The 21,817-nt window shown below is 59.2% G+C and carries 21 protein-coding genes and 1 tRNA gene; 14 read left to right on the top strand and 8 right to left on the bottom strand.

Annotated elements, in window-relative coordinates; genetic code table 11:
* Positions 1–47 precede the first annotated feature (47 nt).
* Positions 48–353, top strand: coding sequence for a YkgJ family cysteine cluster protein (locus tag FGA82_RS14120; RefSeq protein ID WP_077574517.1), 306 nt, complete (start codon positions 48–50; stop codon positions 351–353).
* Between the two features lie 95 nt (positions 354–448).
* On the opposite strand, the gene FGA82_RS14115 is transcribed toward FGA82_RS14120, so the two are convergent.
* The 6 genes from FGA82_RS14115 to hemA form a co-directional block, all read right to left on the bottom strand.
* A complete protein-coding gene (locus FGA82_RS14115) occupies positions 449–967 on the bottom strand; it encodes an acyloxyacyl hydrolase (RefSeq protein WP_141127540.1) in 519 nt (172 codons plus the stop codon).
* Positions 968–1,078: 111 nt separating this feature from the next.
* Entirely contained in the window at positions 1,079–1,870 is a 792-nt protein-coding gene (murI, locus tag FGA82_RS14110) for a glutamate racemase (RefSeq protein WP_141127589.1), read from the bottom strand.
* Positions 1,863–2,618 (bottom strand): molybdopterin-synthase adenylyltransferase MoeB, encoded by a 756-nt coding sequence (locus FGA82_RS14105; protein WP_141127539.1) that lies wholly within the window; start codon positions 2,616–2,618, stop codon positions 1,863–1,865. The genes murI and FGA82_RS14105 overlap by 8 nt, the downstream gene beginning before the upstream one ends.
* On the bottom strand, positions 2,612–3,442 hold the full coding sequence (gene prmC, locus FGA82_RS14100) for a peptide chain release factor N(5)-glutamine methyltransferase (protein WP_141127538.1): 831 nt from the start codon (positions 3,440–3,442) through the stop codon (positions 2,612–2,614). The genes FGA82_RS14105 and prmC overlap by 7 nt, the downstream gene beginning before the upstream one ends.
* Complete coding sequence (gene prfA / locus FGA82_RS14095) at positions 3,443–4,525, bottom strand: peptide chain release factor 1 (protein ID WP_141127537.1); 1,083 nt, start codon at positions 4,523–4,525, stop codon at positions 3,443–3,445. It abuts the gene before it with no gap.
* The gene (gene hemA, locus FGA82_RS14090) at positions 4,522–5,808 is read right to left on the bottom strand and encodes a glutamyl-tRNA reductase (RefSeq protein ID WP_007951716.1); all 1,287 of its coding nucleotides are present in this window, start codon (positions 5,806–5,808) and stop codon (positions 4,522–4,524) included. Before hemA ends, prfA begins: the two co-directional genes overlap by 4 nt.
* A gap of 182 nt (positions 5,809–5,990) precedes the next feature.
* Here hemA and FGA82_RS14085 point away from each other — a divergent pair, with 182 nt between their 5' ends.
* The 8 genes from FGA82_RS14085 (at position 5,991) to ychF (ending at position 12,910) form a co-directional block, all read left to right on the top strand.
* The gene (locus tag FGA82_RS14085) at positions 5,991–7,715 is read left to right on the top strand and encodes a tetratricopeptide repeat protein (protein ID WP_007912892.1); all 1,725 of its coding nucleotides are present in this window, start codon (positions 5,991–5,993) and stop codon (positions 7,713–7,715) included.
* Positions 7,716–7,718: 3 nt separating this feature from the next.
* Positions 7,719–8,336, top strand: a complete 618-nt coding sequence (gene lolB / locus FGA82_RS14080) for a lipoprotein insertase outer membrane protein LolB (protein ID WP_141127536.1) — start codon at positions 7,719–7,721, stop codon at positions 8,334–8,336.
* 3 nt (positions 8,337–8,339) lie between these two features.
* Positions 8,340–9,191, top strand: a complete 852-nt coding sequence (ispE, locus tag FGA82_RS14075; RefSeq protein WP_141127535.1) for a 4-(cytidine 5'-diphospho)-2-C-methyl-D-erythritol kinase — start codon at positions 8,340–8,342, stop codon at positions 9,189–9,191.
* 36 nt (positions 9,192–9,227) lie between these two features.
* A tRNA-Gln gene (locus FGA82_RS14070) sits at positions 9,228–9,302 on the top strand.
* A gap of 45 nt (positions 9,303–9,347) precedes the next feature.
* On the top strand, positions 9,348–10,289 hold the full coding sequence (locus tag FGA82_RS14065; RefSeq protein ID WP_003171603.1) for a ribose-phosphate pyrophosphokinase: 942 nt from the start codon (positions 9,348–9,350) through the stop codon (positions 10,287–10,289).
* Positions 10,290–10,431: 142 nt separating this feature from the next.
* Entirely contained in the window at positions 10,432–11,031 is a 600-nt protein-coding gene (locus tag FGA82_RS14060; protein WP_038360906.1) for a 50S ribosomal protein L25/general stress protein Ctc, read from the top strand.
* A gap of 171 nt (positions 11,032–11,202) precedes the next feature.
* Positions 11,203–11,787 carry an aminoacyl-tRNA hydrolase gene (pth, locus tag FGA82_RS14055; RefSeq protein WP_008079560.1) on the top strand — a complete coding sequence of 195 codons (585 nt, stop codon included), beginning with the start codon at positions 11,203–11,205 and terminating at the stop codon, positions 11,785–11,787.
* 22 nt (positions 11,788–11,809) lie between these two features.
* Entirely contained in the window at positions 11,810–12,910 is a 1,101-nt protein-coding gene (ychF, locus tag FGA82_RS14050; RefSeq protein ID WP_007912904.1) for a redox-regulated ATPase YchF, read from the top strand.
* Positions 12,911–13,093: 183 nt separating this feature from the next.
* Here the strand turns inward: ychF and FGA82_RS14045 are convergent, their stop codons facing one another.
* Entirely contained in the window at positions 13,094–14,311 is a 1,218-nt protein-coding gene (locus FGA82_RS14045; protein WP_141127534.1) for an MFS transporter, read from the bottom strand.
* 362 nt (positions 14,312–14,673) lie between these two features.
* Between FGA82_RS14045 and FGA82_RS14040 the strand changes: the two genes are divergently transcribed.
* Positions 14,674–16,731 carry a methyl-accepting chemotaxis protein gene (locus FGA82_RS14040; protein WP_141127533.1) on the top strand — a complete coding sequence of 686 codons (2,058 nt, stop codon included), beginning with the start codon at positions 14,674–14,676 and terminating at the stop codon, positions 16,729–16,731.
* On the opposite strand, the gene FGA82_RS14035 is transcribed toward FGA82_RS14040, so the two are convergent.
* Positions 16,724–17,626 carry a LysR substrate-binding domain-containing protein gene (locus FGA82_RS14035; RefSeq protein WP_141127532.1) on the bottom strand — a complete coding sequence of 301 codons (903 nt, stop codon included), beginning with the start codon at positions 17,624–17,626 and terminating at the stop codon, positions 16,724–16,726. The genes FGA82_RS14040 and FGA82_RS14035 overlap by 8 nt on opposite strands.
* Positions 17,627–17,852: 226 nt before the next feature.
* Here FGA82_RS14035 and FGA82_RS14030 point away from each other — a divergent pair, with 226 nt between their 5' ends.
* Genes FGA82_RS14030 through FGA82_RS14015 form a run of 4 tightly spaced genes read left to right on the top strand, consistent with a single transcriptional unit; the run spans position 17,853 to position 21,788 of the window.
* Complete coding sequence (locus FGA82_RS14030) at positions 17,853–18,971, top strand: ABC transporter ATP-binding protein (RefSeq protein WP_141127531.1); 1,119 nt, start codon at positions 17,853–17,855, stop codon at positions 18,969–18,971.
* A gap of 15 nt (positions 18,972–18,986) precedes the next feature.
* Entirely contained in the window at positions 18,987–19,907 is a 921-nt protein-coding gene (locus FGA82_RS14025; protein WP_141127530.1) for an ABC transporter permease, read from the top strand.
* Entirely contained in the window at positions 19,907–20,713 is an 807-nt protein-coding gene (locus FGA82_RS14020) for an ABC transporter permease (protein ID WP_141127529.1), read from the top strand. The genes FGA82_RS14025 and FGA82_RS14020 overlap by 1 nt, the downstream gene beginning before the upstream one ends.
* A 28-nt stretch (positions 20,714–20,741) precedes the next feature.
* The gene (locus FGA82_RS14015) at positions 20,742–21,788 is read left to right on the top strand and encodes an extracellular solute-binding protein (protein WP_141127528.1); all 1,047 of its coding nucleotides are present in this window, start codon (positions 20,742–20,744) and stop codon (positions 21,786–21,788) included.
* Positions 21,789–21,817 lie beyond the last annotated feature (29 nt).

Below are 21,817 nucleotides of genomic sequence, written 5' to 3'. Positions count from 1 at the left end.
TGTCAGACCTTTCACACGCACAGCAGCGACTGCCTTACACTGCCGCCATGAAAACCATTCCCCACCAGCAAATCACCGAGCCTGCCGTCACCTGCTCGACCTGCGCAGCCTGCTGCTGTCAGCTCGAAGTGATGCTGATCACCGACACTGGCGTGCCTGATCGCTTTATCGATACTGATGAATGGGGCGGTGAAGTGATGTTACGTCTGGACGACGGTTGGTGTGCGGCGCTGGATCGCGACACGATGATGTGCACGATTTACGAAAAGCGTCCGCTGATTTGCCGCGAGTTCGAGATGGGTGCACCGGAGTGCATTGAAGAACGCAAAGGCATCACCACGGCTTACCGCTGATCTCAAAAACAAAAGATCGCAGCCTTCGGCAGCTCCTACATGGGAATGTGTTTCACCTGTAGGAGCTGCCGAAGGCTGCGATCTTTTGATCGTGCTTACAGCGGCATCGTGTAATGCAGCGAGTAACTTTCTACACCGTCGTTGTCACTGGCAAGACCTGCGTTGGAATAGTGCGTCGCACGAATCCCGACTTCATGCCCGCCATTGAAACGCAGACCAAAACCGAAGCGGTCTTCAAACTGGAAAGAGCCGCCGAGATTGTTGGATTCGTACTTGGTGTTAGAGAAGGCCGCCACACCGATCCCCGCTTCGATATACGGTTTGACCGACTGACCGGCAAACTCATAAACAAACACCGGCGAGAACGACAAGCTGTTATTGCTCGACGTCTTGTCACCTTCCCAATAGGTGTAAGCACCGCTCCAGTAACCGGTCAGGCGACCGACGTCGCTCTGCAGCCAGCTCTTGTCCCAGTCGAAATTCATGCCCAGGCGGTACGTCATGGTCGAGTCGCTGGTGGCCCCCACCGCAAACTCAACACCTGCCGCTTGCGCAGTAAAACTTTGCCCCATCAGTGCGGCCGCAATCGCGGCCAAGCAGAATAGTCGCTTCACGTTGAAACTTCCTTTTCCGGAACGATCGTTTGTTTTCTAGGTAACTCTTCGCTATAGAAGCTAGCGCCTGCTCAGAAGTTCAGCTGATTATTTAGTTATTTCACAATTTTTTTACAAGTCGAAGTTTTGCACTTCGCCGGCACTCTGGCCCAGTAGCGGCAGGATGTTTTTGAAGTAGGCAGGATCAGCGCTGGTCCAGAATCTGACCGGCTGGTTCGGGCCGGCAGCGAGTAAGTCGCGCTCCGCCAAAAGCCGCTGAAGTTGCCGCGCTACAGCAGCACCGGTATCGATCAGACTGATGTCCGCTGGGATCATCGACTTGAGCATCGGCTTGAGAAAGGGATAGTGGGTGCAGCCCAGAATGATCGTGTCGCAACCGCTGGCCAGCAGTGGCTCGACATACCCTTGCAGCAACTGGCGCAACTCGGCGCTGTGCAGATCGCCGCTTTCGATCAGCTCGACGAGGCCGGGGCATGGCTGGGTGATCACGCGTACATCAGCGGCAAAGCGATCCAGCAACGCAGCGAACTTGGCGCTCTGCAACGTGCCGGTGGTGGCGAGCACGCCGACCACACCGCTGCGGGTCGCGGCGGCGGCAGGTTTGACCGCTGGCTCCATGCCGACTATTGGCCAGTCGGGAAAATCACGACGCAAGTCGGCAACGCCGGCGACGGTGGCCGTATTGCAGGCCAGCACCAGCGCCTTGGCGCCTTGCTCGCGGAAAAACCCGGCCATCACGCTGCAACGCTGACGGATAAATTCCGGGGTTTTCTCACCGTAGGGAATGTGCCCGCAATCGGCAACGTAGAGCAGCGATTCATTGGGCAACAAACGCTGAATTTCCGCCAGTACCGACAAGCCGCCGACCCCGGAGTCAAACACGCCGATCGGCGCTTCACGCATGGTGCGAGCCACAGACGCTGCACCCCGGATCACGCTTGACCCGCAACTCACGGAAACGCGAGCCCAAGGCATCGATCAACAGCAAGCGACCCACCAGCGGTTCGCCGAAACCGACCAGCACTTTCAAGGCCTCGAGCGCTTGCAGGCTGCCGACCAGACCGACCAGCGGACCCACCACGCCGGCCTCGCTGCAGGTCAGTTCGGCTTCACTGCCATGCCCGTATAGACAGTGGTAGCACGGGCTCTCGGCACGACGCGGGTCGAACACCGATAACTGCCCTTCCAGCCGAATCGCCGCGCCGCTGACCAACGGTTTGCACGCCGCCACACAAGCAGCATTGACCGCTTCGCGAGTGGAAAAGTTATCGGAGCAATCGAGCACCAGATCCACCGCCGCCACGGCTGCCGCGAGAGAATCCTCGTCCAGCGCCTGACGATGGGCGATCAGTTGAATCTCGGGATTGATCGCGCTCAGACGCTTGAGCGCCGAGTCGACCTTGCTCATGCCGACGCTGTCGGTGTCATGAATGATCTGGCGTTGCAGGTTGGTCAGGTCGACGGTATCGAAATCCGCCAGATGCAATTCGCCGACACCGGCCGCTGCCAGATACAGCGCAACCGGCGCACCGAGACCGCCGAGACCAACGATCAGCACGCGACTGGCCTTGAGCTTCAGTTGCCCGTCGATGTCGATGTGTTGCAGCAGAATCTGCCGGCTGTAGCGCAGCAATTCCTGATCATTCAGCACGGCAGGCGCCCCAGACTGATGCGTTGATGGCCGCCCAGATCGGTGCGGCTGTGGACTTCTTCAAAACCGCGGGTCAGCAGCAGATCACGCACGGCTTCGGCTTGATCATAGCCGTGCTCGAGCATCAGCCAGCCACCAGCCTGCAGATGCTCCGGCGACTGGGCGACGATCAGACGCAAATCGTCGAGTCCGTCTTCACCGGCGACCAGTGCACTGGCCGGCTCGAAACGCACATCGCCTTCGACCAGATGCGGATCGGCGGCAGCGATGTACGGCGGATTGCTGATGATCAACTGGAAACGCTGACCTTCAAGGGCGCTGAACCAGTGGCTGCTCAACACCGTGGCGTTGTTCAAATGCAGGCGCTGGCGATTGCGTTCGGCCAAGGCTACGGCTTCGAGTACGCGATCCACCGCAGTGACTTTCCACGTCGGACGTTCGCTGGCCAAGGCCAAGGCGATCGCGCCGCTACCGGTGCCTAGGTCGAGCACTGTGGCCGGGGTCGCGGGCAGCAATTCCAGCGCCGCTTCCACCAGCAACTCAGTGTCCGGGCGCGGGATCAGCGTGTGCGGTGCGACTTCCAGATCGAGTTTCCAGAACCCCTGCTGCCCGAGAATGTAGGCCACCGGCTCGCCGCCACGACGGCGTTGCAGGTATTCGGCAAAGGTCAGCGCTGCTTCACTCGGCACGATGCGCTCGGGCCAGGTGTGCAGAAAGCTGCGCGATTTTCCCAGCGCGGCGGCGAGGAGCAACTCGGCGTCAAGACGCGCCGTGGGCGAGTCCGGCAATTCAGCGGCGCGCAACAGGCTGGCGATGATGGTCATTTATTCACCTATCGCTGCAAGTTGGTCAGCCTGATATTCGGCCAGCAACGGCTCGATCACCGCTTCAACGCCACCGGCGAGGATTTCATCCAGCGAGTACAGGGTCAGGTTGACACGATGGTCGGTCACGCGGCCCTGGGCAAAGTTGTAGGTGCGAATCCGCTCGGAACGGTCGCCCGAGCCAACCAGCAATTTACGCTCGCTGGCGATCGCATTCGCCGCCGCTGCAGTCTGCTGATCGTTGAGTTTCGCCGACAGCCAAGCCATCGCCCGCGCACGGTTCTTGTGCTGGGAACGTTCTTCCTGACACTCGACGACGGTGCCGGTTGGAATGTGCGTAATGCGGATCGCCGAATCGGTGGTGTTAACGTGCTGACCACCGGCCCCGGAGGAACGGAACGTGTCGACGCGCAAATCCGCCGGGTTGATCTCGATGGCTTCGCGCTCGTCCGGCTCGGGCAGCACCGCTACGGTGCAGGCCGAGGTGTGGATACGGCCCTGGGATTCGGTGGCGGGTACGCGCTGTACGCGGTGCGCGCCGGATTCGAATTTCAGCTTGCCGTAAACGTTGTCGCCTTCAATGCGCGCGATGACTTCTTTATAGCCGCCGTGTTCGCCTTCGTTCTCCGAAAGGATCTCCACGCGCCAGCCACGGCGCTCGGCGTAACGCGAGTACATGCGAAACAGGTCGCCGGAGAAGATCGCCGCCTCGTCGCCACCGGTGCCGGCGCGAATTTCGAGGAAGACGTTGCGCCCGTCGTTGGGATCCTTGGGCAGTAACATGCGTTGCAGATCGGCTTCCAGGGTGATCAGCAATTCCTTGGCTTCGCGGACTTCTTCCACGGCCATTTCGCGCATGTCCGGGTCGCTGTCCTTGAGCAGCGCCTGCGCGCCTTCAAGATCGCTTTGTACGCTGAGCAACTTTTCATAGCCTTGAACCACCGGCTCGAGTTCAGCGTATTCCTTGGAATAAGCGCGGAATTTGGCCTGGTCGGCAATGACTTCGCCGTCGCCGAGCAGCGCGGTCAGTTCCTCGAAACGGTCCTGGAGGATGTCCAGCTTATTGAGCAGTGAAGCTTTCATTGCGGTTTTTTATCCGAAAAGCTATCCGGTGAGCCCTCGAGGGCAAAGAGTTCCTGGGCCATGGCCAGCGCATCGAGGCGGCCTTCGGCAGAAAGCTTTTTCAGTTGCACGCTAGGCGCGTGCAACAGTTTATTGGTCAGGCCACGGGCCAGTTGCCCGAGCACGTCTTCAGCGTTGCCGCCGTTGGCCAGCAAGCGCAGGGCTTTTTGCAGCTCCTCGTCGCGCAGGCGTTCGCTCTGTTGACGATAGGCCTTGAGCACATCGACTGCCGCCAGCTCGCGCAGGCGCACCATGAAATCGTCGGCGCCGACCGAGACCATCTCTTCAGCGGCTTGCGCTGCGCCCTGACGGCTCTTGAGATTTTCGGCGACCACTTCGTGGAGATCGTCGACGCTGTAGAGGTAAACGTCGTCCAACTCGCCGACTTCCGGCTCGATATCCCGGGGAACGGCGATGTCGACCATGAAGATCGGTTTGTGCTTGCGCAGCTTCAAAGCGCTTTCCACCGCGCCCTTGCCGAGAATCGGCAACTGACTGGCGGTCGAACTGATGACGATGTCGCTGCGTACCAGCTCTGCCGGGATGTCCGACAGCAACACCGCGTGAGCACCGAACTGTTCGGCCAGCAAACTGGCGCGCTCCAGCGTGCGGTTGGCAACAACGATGCGCTTGACGCCCAGCTCGTGCAAATGGCGGGCGACCAGGGTGATGGTCTCGCCGGCACCGATCAACAGCGCCTGACTGCGCTGCAAGTCACTGAAAATCTGTTTCGCCAGGCTGACGGCGGCAAACGCCACGGACACCGGGTTTTCACCGATCGCAGTGTCGGTGCGCACCTGCTTGGCCGCATTGAATGTCGCTTGAAACAATCGCCCCAACAGCGGACCGATGGTGCCGGCCTCGCGGGCCACGGCGTAGGCCGATTTCATTTGGCCGAGAATTTGCGGTTCGCCCAGCACCAGCGAGTCGAGCCCGGAGGCGACGCGCATCATGTGACGAACTGCCGCATCATCTTCATGCACATAAGCACTCGCGCGCAGCTCATCGAGGCTTAAATGGTGATAGTCGGCCAGCCAGCGCAGCACGATATCGGCAGAAAGCTGATCCTGTTCTATATAAAGCTCACTGCGATTGCAGGTGGAGAGGATCGCGGCTTCGCGGCTGTCGGTAAGTCGGCAGAGCTGCTGCAAGGCCTCCACCAGCTGTTCAGGAGTAAAAGCCACGCGCTCGCGGACGTCTACTGAAGCAGTCTTGTGGTTGATACCGAGTGCAAGGAAGGCCATTCAAGGTCGCTGATGGTGACGTGAAGCCGGCAATTGTCCACCTTCGAAAGATTCAGAACAACTACCGCTGACTATTGTCCCAATCGTCAGCCCCTATAATGGGCACAATTGAGTCTCGGTTATGTTTGGCCGAAGGCTTGTGTCATGATGATCCGACCGCAGGTTAGTCGTCCTCTTCCTATATGAATAGATCTTCCGCGTTGCTCCTCGCTTTTGTCTTCCTCAGCGGCTGCCAGGCCTTGGCTCCCGTTTCGCCGGACGGTACGCCGTCGGTTGAAGACACCACGCCCGCGCCTGAAAAGCCCAAGGTTTACAGCTCGTTCAGCGAGGAAACCGTTTTCAGCCTGTTGAGCGCCGAACTCGCCGGCCAGCGCAATCGTTTCGACATTGCCCTGGATAACTACGTGACCCAGGCCATCAATACGCAGGATCCGGGCGTCTCCGAGCGCGCATTCCGTATCGCCGAATATCTGGGCGCCGATCAACCGGCCCTCGATACCGCGCTGATCTGGGCGAAAAACGCCCCGGACGACCTCGAAGCACAACGCGCCGCCGCCGTGCAACTGGCGCGCGCCGGGCGTTACGACGACTCGATGGTCTATATGGAGAAGGTCCTGCAAGGCAAGGGCGATACCCATTTCGACTTCCTCGCGTTGTCGGCAGCGGATACCGATCAGGAAACCCGCAACGGTCTGATGAAAAGTTTTGACCGTTTGTTGCAGCGTCATCCGAACAACAGCCAGCTGATTTTCGGCAAAGCCCTGCTGTTGCAACAGGACGGCGACAACAAAGCCGCACTGGCATTGCTCGAAGACCATCCGCCGGAAGAAGGCGAGATCGCGCCGATTCTGCTGCGCGCACGTCTGCTGCAATTGCTGAACCGTGGCGACGAAGCACTGCCACTGCTGCAAAAAAGCATCAAGAAGTACCCGGACGACAAACGCCTGCGCCTGACTTACGCGCGCATGCTGGTCGAACAGGACCGCATGGACGACGCCAAAGCCGAGTTCTCCAGCCTTGTGCAGCAATACCCTGAAGACGACGAGCTGCGTTACTCGCTGGCATTGGTCTGCCTGGAAGCCAAAGCCTGGGACGAGGCCAAGGGTTATCTGGAAGACTTGATCGCCCGCGAAAGCCACGTCGATTCGGCGCACCTGAACCTCGGTCGCATCGCTGAAGAACGCAACGACCCGCAAGGCGCGCTCATTGAGTACGCCCAGGTCGGCCCGGGCAACGACTATCTGCCAGCGCAATTGCGTCAGGCCGATATTCTGATGAACAACGGTAAAACCGCTGAAGCGCAGAGCAAACTCGCCGCCCAACGCGACGAGCAACCGGACTACGCGATTCAGCTATACCTGATCGAATCGGAAACCCTGTCGGCCAATAAACAGGACGACAAGGCCTGGAAAGTCTTGCAGCAAGCCTTGCTGCAATACCCGGACGATCTGAATCTGCTCTATACCCGGGCCATGCTCGCGGAAAAACGCAATGACCTGGCGCAGATGGAAAAAGACCTGCGCCTGATCATCAAGCGTGATCCGGACAACGCCATGGCGCTCAACGCTTTGGGCTATACCCTGTCCGATCGCACCACGCGCTACGCTGAAGCCAAAGCGCTGATCGAGCAGGCACACCAGATCAACCCGGAAGACCCGGCCGTACTCGACAGCCTCGGCTGGGTGAATTACCGCCTGGGCAATCTGGATGACGCAGAGAAATATCTGCGTCAGGCGCTGGAGCGTTTCCCGGATCACGAAGTCGCCGCGCACCTGGGCGAAGTGTTGTGGACCAAGGGCAACCAGCGTGAAGCCAAACAAATCTGGGGCAAATTCCTCAAGGATCAGCCCGACAGCACCATTCTGCGCAGCACCATCAAGCGCCTGACCGGATCCGAGACTCTTTAACTCATGTTTTTGCGCCACGTTATTGTTTTCAGTTTCATCGCCCTGCTCGCCGGTTGCTCGGGTTTTGGCACTCGCGAATCGGTCGAGGGCCACGGCAGCCCGGCTCAATGGGCCGCGAACAAACAACAGCTGAGCGGCCTCGATGGCTGGCAGATCGACGGCAAGATCGGCATCCGTGCACCAAAGGATTCTGGTAGCGGCACGCTGTTCTGGCTGCAGCGTCAGGACTATTACGACATTCGCCTGTCTGGCCCGCTGGGTCGTGGTGCCGCGCGACTGACCGGGCGTCCGGGCAAAGTGTCGCTGGAAGTCGCCAATCAGGGGCGCTACGAATCGCAGTCCCCGGAAGCCCTGCTCGAAGAACAGCTCGGCTGGAAACTGCCGGTGTCGAATCTGGCCTGGTGGGTCCGTGGCCTACCAGCGCCTGATAGCAAAAGTCGCCTGAATCTGGACGCCGACAGCCGTCTGGCCAACCTGGAACAGGATGGCTGGAAAGTCGAATACACCGCTTACACCGAACAGAACGGCTACTGGTTGCCCGAGCGCATCAAGCTGCACGGCACTGACCTTGACGTGACGCTGGTAATCAAGACCTGGCAACCGCGCAAGTTGGGGCAATAACCGATGACCGCTGCACGTCTGACCCTGCCCTCGCCGGCCAAACTCAACTTGATGCTGCACATTCTCGGGCGCCGTGAAGACGGTTATCACGAGTTGCAGACGCTGTTTCAGTTTGTCGACTACGGCGATGAAATCACTTTTGCCGTGCGTGATGACGGCGTGATTCAACTGCACGCCGAATTCGCCGGCGTGCCGCATGACAGCAACCTGATCGTGCGCGCGGCGAAAATGCTTCAGCAACAGTCCGGCTGTTCGCTCGGCATCGACATCTGGATTGATAAAGTCCTGCCCATGGGCGGCGGTATTGGTGGCGGCAGCTCGAATGCGGCGACGACTTTGCTCGGTCTGAATCATTTGTGGCAGCTGGGTTGGGACGAAGATCGCCTGGCCGCACTGGGTTTGTTGCTGGGCGCCGACGTACCGGTTTTCGTCCGTGGTCACGCGGCGTTTGCCGAAGGCGTGGGCGAGAAACTCACCCCGGTGAATCCCGAAGAACCGTGGTATCTGGTGCTCGTGCCGCAAGTCTCTGTTAGTACGGCAGAAATTTTTTCCGATCCTTTGTTGACACGTAACACGCCGCCCATTAAAGTGCGCCCCGTTCCCGAGGGAAACAGTCGAAATGACTGCTTGCCGGTGGTTGCAAGGCGTTATCCAGAAGTACGTAACGCATTGGATTTGTTAGGTAAATTTACCGAAGCAAAACTCACCGGAACTGGAAGTTGTGTGTTTGGGGGCTTCCCAAGCAAAGCTGAAGCTGATAAAGTCTCGGCCCTTCTGACAGAGACCCTTACAGGGTTTGTAGCAAAAGGCAGCAACGTTTCGATGTTGCACCGCAAGCTGCAAAGTCTGCTCTAAAGGAACCAGGTGCTCGGCACTTGATGCAACAGATACAGGGGCGTCGCCAAGCGGTAAGGCAGCAGGTTTTGATCCTGCCATGCGTTGGTTCGAATCCAGCCGCCCCTGCCATTTTCTATACTCATCCAGGTTACCCTCAGCCTCTAGGTACTGCGCGTGTCCAAGATGATGGTCTTTACGGGGAACGCCAACCCCGATCTGGCTCGGCGTGTCGTACGTCAGCTGCATATCCCTCTCGGTGACATCTCTGTCGGTAAGTTCTCCGACGGCGAAATTACTGCCGAGATCAATGAAAACGTTCGCGGTAAAGACGTTTTCATTATTCAGCCGACTTGCGCTCCGACCAACGATAACCTGATGGAACTGGTAGTGATGGCTGATGCCTTCCGCCGCTCCTCGGCTACTCGTATCACTGCTGTTATTCCTTATTTTGGTTATGCCCGTCAGGATCGCCGTCCGCGTTCCGCACGTGTGGCTATCAGCGCGAAAGTCGTTGCTGACATGCTTACCGTAGTCGGCATCGACCGTGTTCTCACGGTTGATCTGCATGCTGACCAGATTCAGGGTTTCTTCGATATTCCGGTAGATAACATCTACGGCTCCCCGGTTCTGGTGGATGACATTGAAGATCAGCGCTTCGAAAACCTGATGATCGTTTCCCCGGACATTGGTGGCGTCGTGCGTGCACGTGCCGTTGCCAAATCCCTGGGCGTGGATCTCGGGATCATCGACAAACGCCGTGAGAAAGCCAATCACTCTGAAGTGATGCATATCATCGGTGATGTCGAAGGGCGTACCTGCATTCTGGTCGATGACATGGTCGATACCGCCGGCACTCTGTGCCACGCGGCCAAGGCCTTGAAAGAGCATGGCGCAGCCAAGGTCTTTGCCTACTGCACACACCCTGTGTTGTCGGGTCGGGCCATCGAGAATATCGAAAATTCCGTGCTGGACGAGCTGGTGGTGACCAACACCATCCCGCTGTCCGCTGCAGCACAAGCCTGTGCACGTATCCGTCAACTGGATATCGCACCGGTTGTTGCCGAAGCGGTTCGCCGCATCAGCAATGAAGAATCGATCAGCGCGATGTTCCGTTAAGGGCCCTGCCCTTCGCGAAATGTCTCGTTGACGAAAAGCGCCCCGCCCCGGCATTCCTGCCGGGGCGGGGCTTTTTTGCCCATACCGTGTTTGGCGCTGGTCGCAAACGCCACTCCGGTCATGGCTATTTTGGAGATACAAAATGAACGATTTTACTCTGAATGCTGAAGTGCGTTCCGACCTGGGGAAAGGTGCGAGCCGCCGCCTGCGTCGTATCGCTAGCCTGGTTCCAGCTGTAGTTTACGGTGGCGAAAAAGCCCCTGAATCCATCAGCATGCTGGCCAAAGAAGTTGCCAAACTGCTCGAAAACGAAGCTGCCTACAGCCACGTTATCGAACTGAACGTTGGCGGCAAAAAGCAGAACGTCATCATCAAAGCTCTGCAACGTCACCCGTCCAAGGGTCACGTTATGCACGCTGACTTCGTACGCGTCGTAGCCGGTCAGAAACTGACCGCTATCGTGCCTGTGCACTTTGTTGGTGAAGAAGCTCCGATCAAGAAAGGCGGCGAGATCTCGCACGTCCTGAACGAAATCGAAGTAACTTGCCTGCCGAAAGATCTGCCTGAGTTCATCGAAGTCGACCTGTCGGCTCTGGAAATCGGCGCAATCGTCCACCTGTCCGACCTCAAAGCCCCTAAAGGCGTTGAGTTCGTTGCACTGGCTCACGGTGACGACAAAGCTGTTGCAAACGTACACGCTCCACGCGTTGCTCCAGAAGCTGAAGAAGGCGCAGCAGAGTAATTCACTCTGTCATGCCTGAGTGAGCAAGTAACATCGCGGACTGGAACGTAGCGAGAAAGCGGGCGAGAACGCGGAGTTTACATCCATGGTAAATGAGCATTTTTCGTCCACTTTCGCCGCTTTGCCTGATCGCGGCGATGTTACCCACCACTCTAAGGAAGGGCCCCTATCGTGACTGCCATCAAACTGATCGTTGGCCTGGGAAATCCAGGCGCCGAATACGACCAGACCCGGCATAACGCAGGGGCCCTTTTTGTTGAGCGCATCGCCCACGCACAGAATGTGAATCTTGTGGCCGATCGCAAATATTTCGGCCTGACCGGGCGCTATTCGCACCAGGGTCAGGATGTTCGTCTGCTGATTCCCACCACCTACATGAACCGCAGCGGCCAGGCCGTGGCGGCACTCGCCGGTTTCTTCCGCATCAAGCCTGAAGAAATCCTCGTGGCGCATGACGAACTCGACTTGCCTCCGGGCGTTGCCAAGCTCAAGCAGGGCGGCGGCCATGGCGGTCACAACGGGTTGCGCGACATCATTGCGCAACTGGGTAATCAGAATACGTTCTACCGCCTGCGGCTTGGCATCGGCCACCCGGGCGTCGCCAGTATGGTTTCAAATTTCGTCCTGGGTCGTGCGCCACGCGCCGAACAGGAAAAACTCGATGCCAGCATCGACTTTGCCCTCGGCGTGCTGCCGGATATCCTCGCCGGTGAATGGAACCGCGCGATGAAAAACCTGCACAGCCAGAAGGCCTGACTCTACTCCGAGGGGAAACACCATGGGATTCAATTGCGGCATCGTCGGCCTGCCTAACGTCGGCAAGTCCACCCTGTTCAACGCCCTGACCAAATCCGGTATCGCGGCCGAGAACTTCCCCTTCTGCACCATCGAGCCGAACAGCGGCATCGTGCCGATGCCCGATCCGCGTCTGGAAGCCCTGGCGGCCATCGTCAATCCGAAGCGCATCCTGCCGACCACCATGGAATTCGTCGACATCGCAGGCCTCGTTGCCGGCGCCTCGAAAGGTGAAGGCCTGGGCAACAAATTCCTCGCCAACATCCGCGAGACCGATGCGATCGCTCACGTCGTGCGCTGCTTCGAAGACGAAAACGTGATCCACGTTTCCAACAGCGTCGACCCGAAGCGCGACATCGAAATCATCGACCTGGAACTGATCTTCGCCGACCTCGACAGCTGCGAGAAGCAACTGCAGAAAGTTGCGCGTAACGCCAAGGGTGGTGACAAGGACGCCGTGGTTCAGAAAGCTCTGCTTGAGCAACTGATCGCGCACTTCACCGAAGCCAAGCCGGCACGCAGCCTGATGAAGAACATGAGCGCGGACGAAAAAGCCGTGATCAAGGGCTTCCACCTGCTGACCACCAAACCGGTCATGTACATCGCCAACGTCGCCGAAGACGGTTTCGAGAACAACCCGCACCTGGACGTGGTTCGCGCCATTGCCGAAGAAGAAGGCGCGATGGTCGTTCCGGTCTGCAACAAGATCGAAGCGGAAATCGCCGAGCTCGATGACGGCGAAGAGAAAGACATGTTCCTCGAGGCCCTGGGTCTGGAAGAGCCTGGCCTGAACCGCGTGATCCGCGCCGGCTACGAAATGCTGCACCTGCAGACCTACTTCACCGCCGGTGTCGAAGAAGTCCGCGCCTGGACCGTCAAAGTCGGTGCTACCGCGCCGCAAGCTGCTGGCGTGATCCACACCGACTTCGAGAAAGGCTTCATCCGCGCCGAAGTAATCGCCTACAACGACTTCATCCAGTACAAGGGCGAAGCCGGTACCAAAGAAGCCGGTAAATGGCGTCTGGAAGGCAAGGATTACATCGTCAAGGACGGCGACGTGATGCACTTCCGCTTCAACGTGTAAGCGTTACGCCCAAGAAAAAGCCGCGTTTGATACGCGGCTTTTTTGTGCCTGAAATTTATGGCCCAACACATTCCCCCTGTAGGAGTGAGCCTGCTCGCGATAGCGTTCTATCAGCTACGGATGTGCTGACTGACACACCGCCATCGCGAGCAGGCTCACTCCTACATTTTAAATTGTGTGGAATCAGGCCTTTTTGGTGCGTGGCAGGAAAATCGCCAGTACGCCAAATAGTGGCAGGAACGAACAGAGGAAATACACATACTCAATCCCGTGCACATCCGCCAGATGCCCCAGCAGCGCCGCGCCAATCCCGCCAAAACCAAACATCAAACCAAAGAAGATTCCGGCGATCATCCCGACATTGCCCGGCACCAGTTCCTGCGCGTACACCACAATCGCCGAGAACGCCGAGGCCAGAATAAAGCCGATCACCACGCTGAGGACAGTGGTCCAGAACAGGTCAACGTGGGGCATCAGCAACGTAAACGGCGCCACACCGAGGATCGAAAACCAGATCACCGCTTTACGGCCGATCTTGTCGCCAATCGGCCCGCCGAAGAAGGTCCCCGCCGCCACCGCGCCCAAGAACAGGAACAAGTGCAGCTGCGAACTCGCCACCGACAGGTCGAACTTCTCGATCAGGTAGAAGGTGAAATAGCTGGTAAGGCTGGCCATGTAGAAATACTTCGAAAACACCAACAGCCCCAGCACCACCAACGCACTGGTCACCCTGCCCTTCGAAAGCCCGTGAGTTGCCGCCTGGCCGGCCTTGAGTTTGAACAGGTTCAAGTGATGGGCGTACCAGCGACTGATGCGGTACAGCACGAACAGCGCAAACACCGCGAACAGGCCGAACCACGCCACATTGGCCTGACCGAACGGAATGATGATCGCCGCCGCGAGCAACGGGCCAAACGCGGAACCGGCGTTACCACCGACCTGAAAGGTCGACTGCGCCAGACCAAAGCGTCCGCCGGAAGCCAGCCGTGCAATTCGCGAGGCTTCTGGGTGAAACGTCGAGGAGCCGATACCGATGAGCGCCGCAGCCAGCAGGATCAAGGGAAAACTGCCGACCATCGACATCATCACGATGCCAATCAGCGTACAGATCGAACCGGCCGGCAACAGCCACGGTTTTGGATGCCGATCAGTGTGATAACCGACCCACGGCTGCAGCAGCGACGCGGTCAGTTGAAAGGTCAAGGTGATCAGGCCGACCTGAGTAAAGGTCAGGCCGTAATTGGCCTTGAGCATCGGGTAGATCGACGGCAGTACCGACTGGATCAAGTCGTTGATCAAATGCGCCAGCGCCACCGCGCCGATAATGCGCATCACCAATGGACTGCTTTGCGGAGCAGCGGGCGCCGAGGCAGCGGCGGTCTGAGCGTTGCTGATAGCCATGAGAATTTCCGGACAACAGATGGGTGCGCACAGGCAGGTGCGTCAATGTGCCATTTTTCGGTGCGCCAGCGCCATCCCCTTAGCCAGCTAACTAACCAACCAACTGAATCACAGCTCCTACACAAAGCCCGGATTATCTAGACAAGGTGATAGCGCAACGCCATGGTCTGAATCTTGCCTTGCTACTTCCCTTGAACGCGGCGCCCTTACAAAGGGCACCGACAATGGGAAGTTTCGCTACAGAGCCGGCCTACAGAGCGGGCGAGAGTGAACTTTCGAGGCCTTTTAGCAGGGCACAACATCAACGTCGAACGACCGCGATGCACGCCAATGGTGCGTGGTGTCCAGAGGAGTCATGGGGCATGCAGGCTTTCCTTTCACCGGGGATCAAATTGCTGGGGCGGTTTGGCTTCGCAGGTAAATTCCAGTTGTTGTTTCTGCTGTTCATTCTGCCGTTGGCCGGCAGCCTGTTGATGATCGGCCAGGACTATCGCGATAAGCTCAATCTGATTTCCGGCGAACGTGCCGGCGTGCGGCAGTTGCACGCACTCGATGCGCTGGACAACCTGCTCGCCGCGCAACGCGACCGTGCCGCCCGTTGGCGCGCCACGGAAACCAATCGCCAGCCGACGCCCGCGACCCTCGCCGCCATGGGCGCGTTCGACGCGGTGCAACCGGCAGTTCTGCAAGCCACCACAGACTTGGGTAACGCGCTGAAAAACGAAGGTGCCGAAGGCGAAACCCTCAGCCGCTATCAGGCGCTGCAAACCGCTCTGAATGGTCTGGATTCGAAAAGCCTCAGCGGCGTCGGTTGGTGGCCGGACGGTTACGACCGTTTCACCAACGCCCTCAGCGCCCTGCAAGCGTTGCGCGAACAGATCGTCATGGACAATCGCCTGACCCTCGCGCCGTGGCTGGAAACCTATTTGCTGACGCAGATTTCCACGCAACACGCACCGGATCTGATCGAACGCGTCGGCCGCCTCGCTGCGGTCGGTCAGGCTTCGGTCGTCTCTGGCCAGTTCACCCTGCAAAGCCGTTTGCAGTTGCGCGACCTGCGCAGCCGCATCGGCGATGCCCGCGAACAACTGGTGAAAACCGCCACGCTGCTCGAAGCACGCCTGCCAAAAGACCAGCAGAGCTGGGCCAGCCAATACCACGACAGCCTGAAACACCTCGACAGCGGTTTGAAGGTACTGGATGACGGCGTGTTCGGTGGCAGCATCAATCTCAAACCGGAAGATTTTGAGCGCAGCCTCGACGCCTTGCTGACCGACCTCGCGTCCCTGCGCCAGCAATCGCTGGTGTCGCTGGATCAGCGACTCGACGCCTACCACAGCTCGGCGATACGTCAGTTCATCCTCGTCGCAGCCATTTTCGGCTGCCTGCTGCTCGCGGCGCTGTATCTGTTTGTCTGTCTGCAAGCCTCGATTCGTCGTAGCGCCAGCGGCATTACCCTGCTCGCCGAAGCGTTGCGTGACGGCAACCTCAGTCTGCAAGTGCCGGTGGAGGGCCGCGATGAACTGGCAGCAATCAGCACCGCACTCAACGTTGCCGTGGTGCAACTGCGCACGAGCATGCTCGGCGTCGATCACGAAACCTCGCAGTTGAGCCATGCCGTGCGTAGCCTCAACGAACACTCCAGCGGCGCTCTCGGCGAAGTCGAGGCGCAGCAGTTGCAGATCAGCCAGATCGCCGCTGCTGCCACGCAACTGGCCGCGACCTCGCAAGGCGTGGCGCAGAGCTGCGAACAGGCTTCCGGCAGCGCTCAGCACACCCGGCGCATCGCTGCCGACAGCAGCCGCGACAGCCAGCGCACCACCGCGAGTATTCAGCAGCTCAATCAACGCCTCAACGACACCGCAGCGGCATTGGGCCGGGTCAGCGAGCAAGGCCAGCAGATTCAATTGGTGGTCGACACCATTCGCGGTGTTGCCGAACAGACCAATCTGCTCGCGCTCAATGCGGCCATCGAAGCCGCGCGCGCCGGTGAACAGGGTCGCGGTTTCGCCGTAGTGGCCGATGAAGTGCGCAGCCTCTCGCAACGTACGCAGTCGTCCACCGCGCAGATCGCCGGCACGGTCGACAGCCTGCGCGCTACGGTCAACGAAGCCGTCAGTTTGATGGAAGCCGCCTGCGGTCAGGCGCAAACCGATGCCGAGTCGGTCACCGGTCTCGGTGAGCGTTTGGGCGAAATCGCCAGCGCCGTGCAGAGCGTCACCGATACCCTCGCGCAGATCGCCACGGCAGTCGAGGAACAGGCGAGTACCGCCGACGAGGTCAGCGGCAATATCCAGCAGGTCGATCAGGCAGCCGTGCGTTTACTCGAAGGCGCACGCGCAGTGAATCTCGCCGCAGACACCCTCAGCCAAGGCAGCAAAGCACTCAGCGACAACACCGCGCGTTTCCGCCTCAGTTGATTACCGCTTCAGGGAAGTCCGCTTCCAGCTCAGCCTTGAGCCATTGAATAAACCACGCCACATCCGCCGAGAGTTCGGCGGACGGCGTCAGCACCCGATAGCTTTCCAGCTTCACCTGAGCGTCGACGGCACGCACCAGTTTGCCGCTGGCGAGTTCATGGCGCACCAGCACCTCGTTGGCCAGTGCGATGCCCTGCCCGCTCTCGGCGACTGACAGCGCATGGTCATTGTTGACGTAGAGCATGTCGGAATTGAGGTGGATATCGAGGTCGTGCGCGGCGAACCAGAGGTTCCACCATTCGCCGTCATCGACGTGGATCAGTTCGTGGCTGACCAGATCGGCCGGGCTGTTGATCGGCGCGATGCTGGCCAGATACGCCGGCGTGCAGATCGGAAAAACCCGAGGACAAATCAGCGCCTCCCGTGAGTCGGCATATTGCCCGTCGAGGCCGTAGACGATGCCCAGATCTGCGCTTTTGCCATCCACTTCGGTGAAGGTCGAGTTCGGCTCGATCGCCAGTTTCAAGCCCGGGCGCAGATGGCGCAGCGCTTCGATCCTCGGCATCAGCCAGCGCTTGGCAAAACCCGGCACCACCATGATCCGCAACCAGCGCTCGGCATCTTTCGGCTGCGCTTCCTTGCCCGCCTCGATGATCAACTGCAAAGCGGCGCTGATCTTGCGGTGGTACTTGTCCCCCGCCGGGGTCAGGTTGACCCCGCGCGAGGTGCGCTCGAACAGTTGAATGCCCAACCACTCCTCAAGCAACATCACATGGCGGCCAATCGCAGGCTGGGTCACGTGCAGGGCTTTCGAGGCTTCGACATAGCTGCCCAAACGCGCAGCGGCATCAAAGGCGCGCACCGCGTTGAGCGGCGGCAAACGGTGGTCGGGCATGATTCCTGGCACCTTCGGCTGTTAAATTAACTAACACCTGCCATGTTTAAATTGAAGTGTCGCGCCGCGCAACCCCTGGCTGATAATCGAGCCACAGCAGAATAAAAAAACAGCTGGTTTCACACCCGAACGCAATCTCGATCCTGCCCAAAAAAATAATATCCATGGCCCGACGGCAACGCTTTGCAAAGCAAGTCGCAGGCGATGGGGGAATCGGAGGTAACGCATGAATGCCCTGCATTCGCTGCAAACGCTGGCGGTCTCGATCCGTTCAGTGCGCAAGGTTTACGGTGATCCGCAGACCGGTCCGGTGGCGCTGAAAAGCATCGATCTGGACATCCGCGACAATGAATTCTTCACCCTTCTCGGCCCTTCCGGCTGCGGCAAGACCACGCTGCTGCGGATGATCGCCGGATTCGAATTTCCCACCGAAGGCGAGATTCTCCTCTACGGTGAAAACATCGCCGATCGCCCGCCCTTCCAGCGTCCGGTCAACACGGTGTTCCAGCATTACGCACTGTTCCCGCACATGACCATCGCCGAGAACCTGGCTTTCGGTCTTGAATCGCAGCCGATGGGCAAAGTCCTGACCAAGGCGCAAATCGCCGAGCGTGTGCGCGAGATGCTGGCGCTGGTGCAGATGGAACGTTTCGCCAATCGCAAACCGGCGCAGCTGTCTGGCGGCCAGCAACAACGTGTCGCCCTCGCCCGCGCTTTGGCACCACATCCGAAAGTGCTGTTGCTCGATGAGCCGCTTTCCGCGCTCGATCTCAAGCTGCGTCAGGCGATGCGCGAAGAGCTGAAAACCATCCAGGCCAAGACCGGTATCACCTTCATCTTCGTCACCCACGACCAGGAAGAAGCGCTGACCATGTCCGACCGCATCGCCGTGCTCTCCGAAGGCGAAGTGCAGCAGGTCGGTCGGCCTGAAGATATCTACGAACGCCCGCGTAATCGCTTCGTTGCTGACTTCATTGGCGAGACCAATTTCATCGAAGGCACCGTCACCCGTGTGGAAGACGGTCAGGCGTGGTTCGCCGGGCCGGCCGGGCATCCATTGCCAGCGCAATCGTGCAGCGATGTGCAGGTCGGCGCCAACGTCACCTTGTCGGTGCGACCTGAGCGTCTGCATCTGGTTCCAGCTGCAACTGACACCGCACTGCCGTGCCGGATCGAAGCGCAGATTTATCTCGGCACCGACCTGCAATATCAGGTCAGCCTCAGCGACGGTTCGCGCCTCACCGTGCGTACACCCAACTGCGTCGACCAGAGCCTGCGCTTTGCGGTCGGCTCTCAGGCTGGTCTGTTGTTCGACCGTGGAAGCGCCAGCGTCCTGCACGATTGAGCCGGAGGAATTGCCATGCACGCCATACCGATTGCCAACACGCTGGAACGCCGCAAGGCCTTCCAGAGTTTCCTCGGGGTCAGCCCGGCGCTGATCGCTATCTGTTTGTTTCTGGTGGTGCCGATCCTGATCGTCATCGGCTATTCGCTGATGGAGGCCAACCCCTACGGCGGGGTCAACAAAGTCTTCAGCAGCGACGCCTACACCTCGCTGCTGTTCGAGCGGCAACTCGATGACAGCCTCGCCTTTGCCGACTCATATTTGATCATCGCCCTGCGCTCGATCGGCATTGCCGGGCTGACCACAATCATCACATTGCTGATCGGATTTCCGGTCGCCGTGTGGCTGGCGATGCAGCCGGCGCATCGTCGCGGCTTGCTGATCTTTCTGATCACCGTGCCGTTCTGGGCCAACCTGCTGATCCGCACGTACGCGTGGATTCTGTTGCTGCGCAACACCGGGGTGATCAACAACAGCCTGATGGGCATGGGCGTTATCCATGAACCATTGCAGTTGTTGTACACCGACGGCGCGGTGCTGCTGGGGCTGGTTTACACCTACGCGCCGTTCGTGGTGTTGCCGATTTACGCGACGCTGGAAAAGATGGATATCCGCCTGCTCGAAGCCGCGCAGGATCTCTATGCCGGGCGCATCCGCACCTTGCGCAAAGTGGTTTTGCCGATCGCCAAACCGGGAATTCTCGCCGGCGCCATCCTCACTTTCGTGCCGTGTCTGGGCGCGATGATCGCCCCGGAACTGCTCGGTGGCGGCACACGAATGATGCTCGGCAACCTGATCTTCCGGCAGTTCAGCGATGCGCGTAACTGGCCGTTTGGCGCAGCGCTGTCGCTGGTGCTGATGGCAGCGGTGATGCTGGTGTTGACCGTTTATGCCCTGCGCGCCGAGCGCCAGCGCATCGCCAAAGGAGGTGCGTGATGATCGGAATTTTCAAACGCAAAGGGCTGGATGTGCAGGACTTTCCCGGCTTCGGCGGCTTCAGTTTTCTGTTCTATCTGTACCTCTACGCGCCGATCGTGGTGCTGGTGGTGTTCTCGTTCAACGCCAACCAATCGGCGACGGTGTGGACCGGTTTCAGCCTCGACTGGTATCGCGCCGCGTTCGCCAATCAGGCCTTGCGCCAGGCCGCCGGCAACAGCCTGTTGATCGCCGTGTGCGCGAGCATGATCGCCACGGCGATCGCCACCCTCGCCGCCCTCGGCACCTCGCGCGGCGCCAAGTTCAAGGGCCTGCAATTGTCGATGGGCGCGATCATGTTGCCGCTGGTGCTGCCGGAAATTGTCGTCGGTGTGGCGACGCTGGCGCTGTTCTCGACCATTGGTCTGTCGCTGGGTTACGGCAACCTGATCATCGCCCATACGGTGTTCTGCATTCCCTTCGCCTACCTGCCGATCCGTGCGCGGTTGAACGATATGGACCTGTCGCTGGAGCAGGCTTCCGCCGACCTCTACGCCGGCCCGTGGCGAACCTTTCGCAAGGTCACTCTGCCGCTGCTGATGCCGGGGATTTTCTCCGGGCTGATGCTGGCCTTCATCGTCTCACTGGATAACTTCGTGATCTCGATGATGGTCTCGCAGGCTGGCACCACGACCCTGCCGATCTTCATTTTCGGCCTGCTGCGCATGGGCGTGACACCCGACGTCAATGCCGTGTCGACGCTGATCCTCGGCGTTTCGGTGCTGTTCGTCAGCCTCTCTTACCTGTTGGGCAAAAAGAACGCCTGAACCTTTCTACGACCTGTGGGGAAATAGCATGAGCAAGTGGATAAAAAGCGTTGGCACCTCGTTGTTCCTGACTTTGCCGCTGAGCATGGCCGCGAGTGTTCAGGCCGCCGAAAAACTCAACGTGGTGAGCTGGAGCGGCTACTTTTCGCCGGAGATCCTTGCCAAGTTCCAGAAGCAGACCGGCATCGAAGTCACCGTCGATTCCTACGATTCCAACGAGACTTTGCTGGCGAAATTGAAACAGGGCGGCGCCGGTTATGACGTGGCGATTCCGTCGCACCAGTTCGTGCCGATCCTGATCAAGGAAAACCTGCTGGAACGCTTCGACCCGGTCAAAGAGCCCTACTACGCCAGCGTTGTGGATAACTTGAAAAAACCGAGTTGGGACCCGGAAGGCGCGTATTCGGTGCCGTTCATTTGGGGCACCACCAGCGTCGTGCTCGATTCCGCGCGCTACAAAGGCCCGGCCGACAGCTACAAGGTTTTGTACGAGCCGCCAGCCGAGTTGCAGGGGCGCATCAACATGTTCGATTCGGTCAGCGACATGGTCGACATGGCCAGCCTCTATCTGAACATTCCGCTGTGCAGCGAAGACCCGAAACAGATGCAACAAGTGCTGACGCTGCTCAAGGCACAGAAACCGTTCGTGAAAACTTACAGCTCCAAGGCCGGCTCGATTCGCGAGAACCTCGCCTCGGGTGAAATCGACATGTCGATGTTCTGGGGCGGTTCGTCGATGCGTGCCCGTGAGATGAAACCGACGCTGAAATACCTCTACCCGAAAGAGGGCGTGCTGGCCTGGGTCGACAACATGGTCATCCCCACCGGCAGCAAAAATCCGGCAAATGCCAAGGCGTTCATCGCCTTCCTCAGCCAGCCGGAAAACTCGGCGATGACGCAGAATTTCCTCAAGCACCAGAGCCCGATCAAAGGCGTCGAACCGTTCCTTGATGCGGCGCTCAAGGACGCGCCGGAATTGCACATTCCCGAGGGCACTAACGTGGTGTTCAGCAAGACCTGCGGCGAAGGTGCGATCCGCCTCGCTGACCGTCTCTGGACCAACCTGATGCGTTGATCGCTACCGCCCCGTCGCACTGACGGGGC

The sequence above is a fragment of the Pseudomonas fluorescens genome (genome assembly GCF_005938625.1).
GTDB classification, from domain to species: Bacteria; Pseudomonadota; Gammaproteobacteria; order Pseudomonadales; family Pseudomonadaceae; genus Aquipseudomonas; species Aquipseudomonas fluorescens_BD.
Note: the sequence above shows the minus strand (reverse complement) of the source record. Positions and strands in the feature narration are given on the sequence as shown.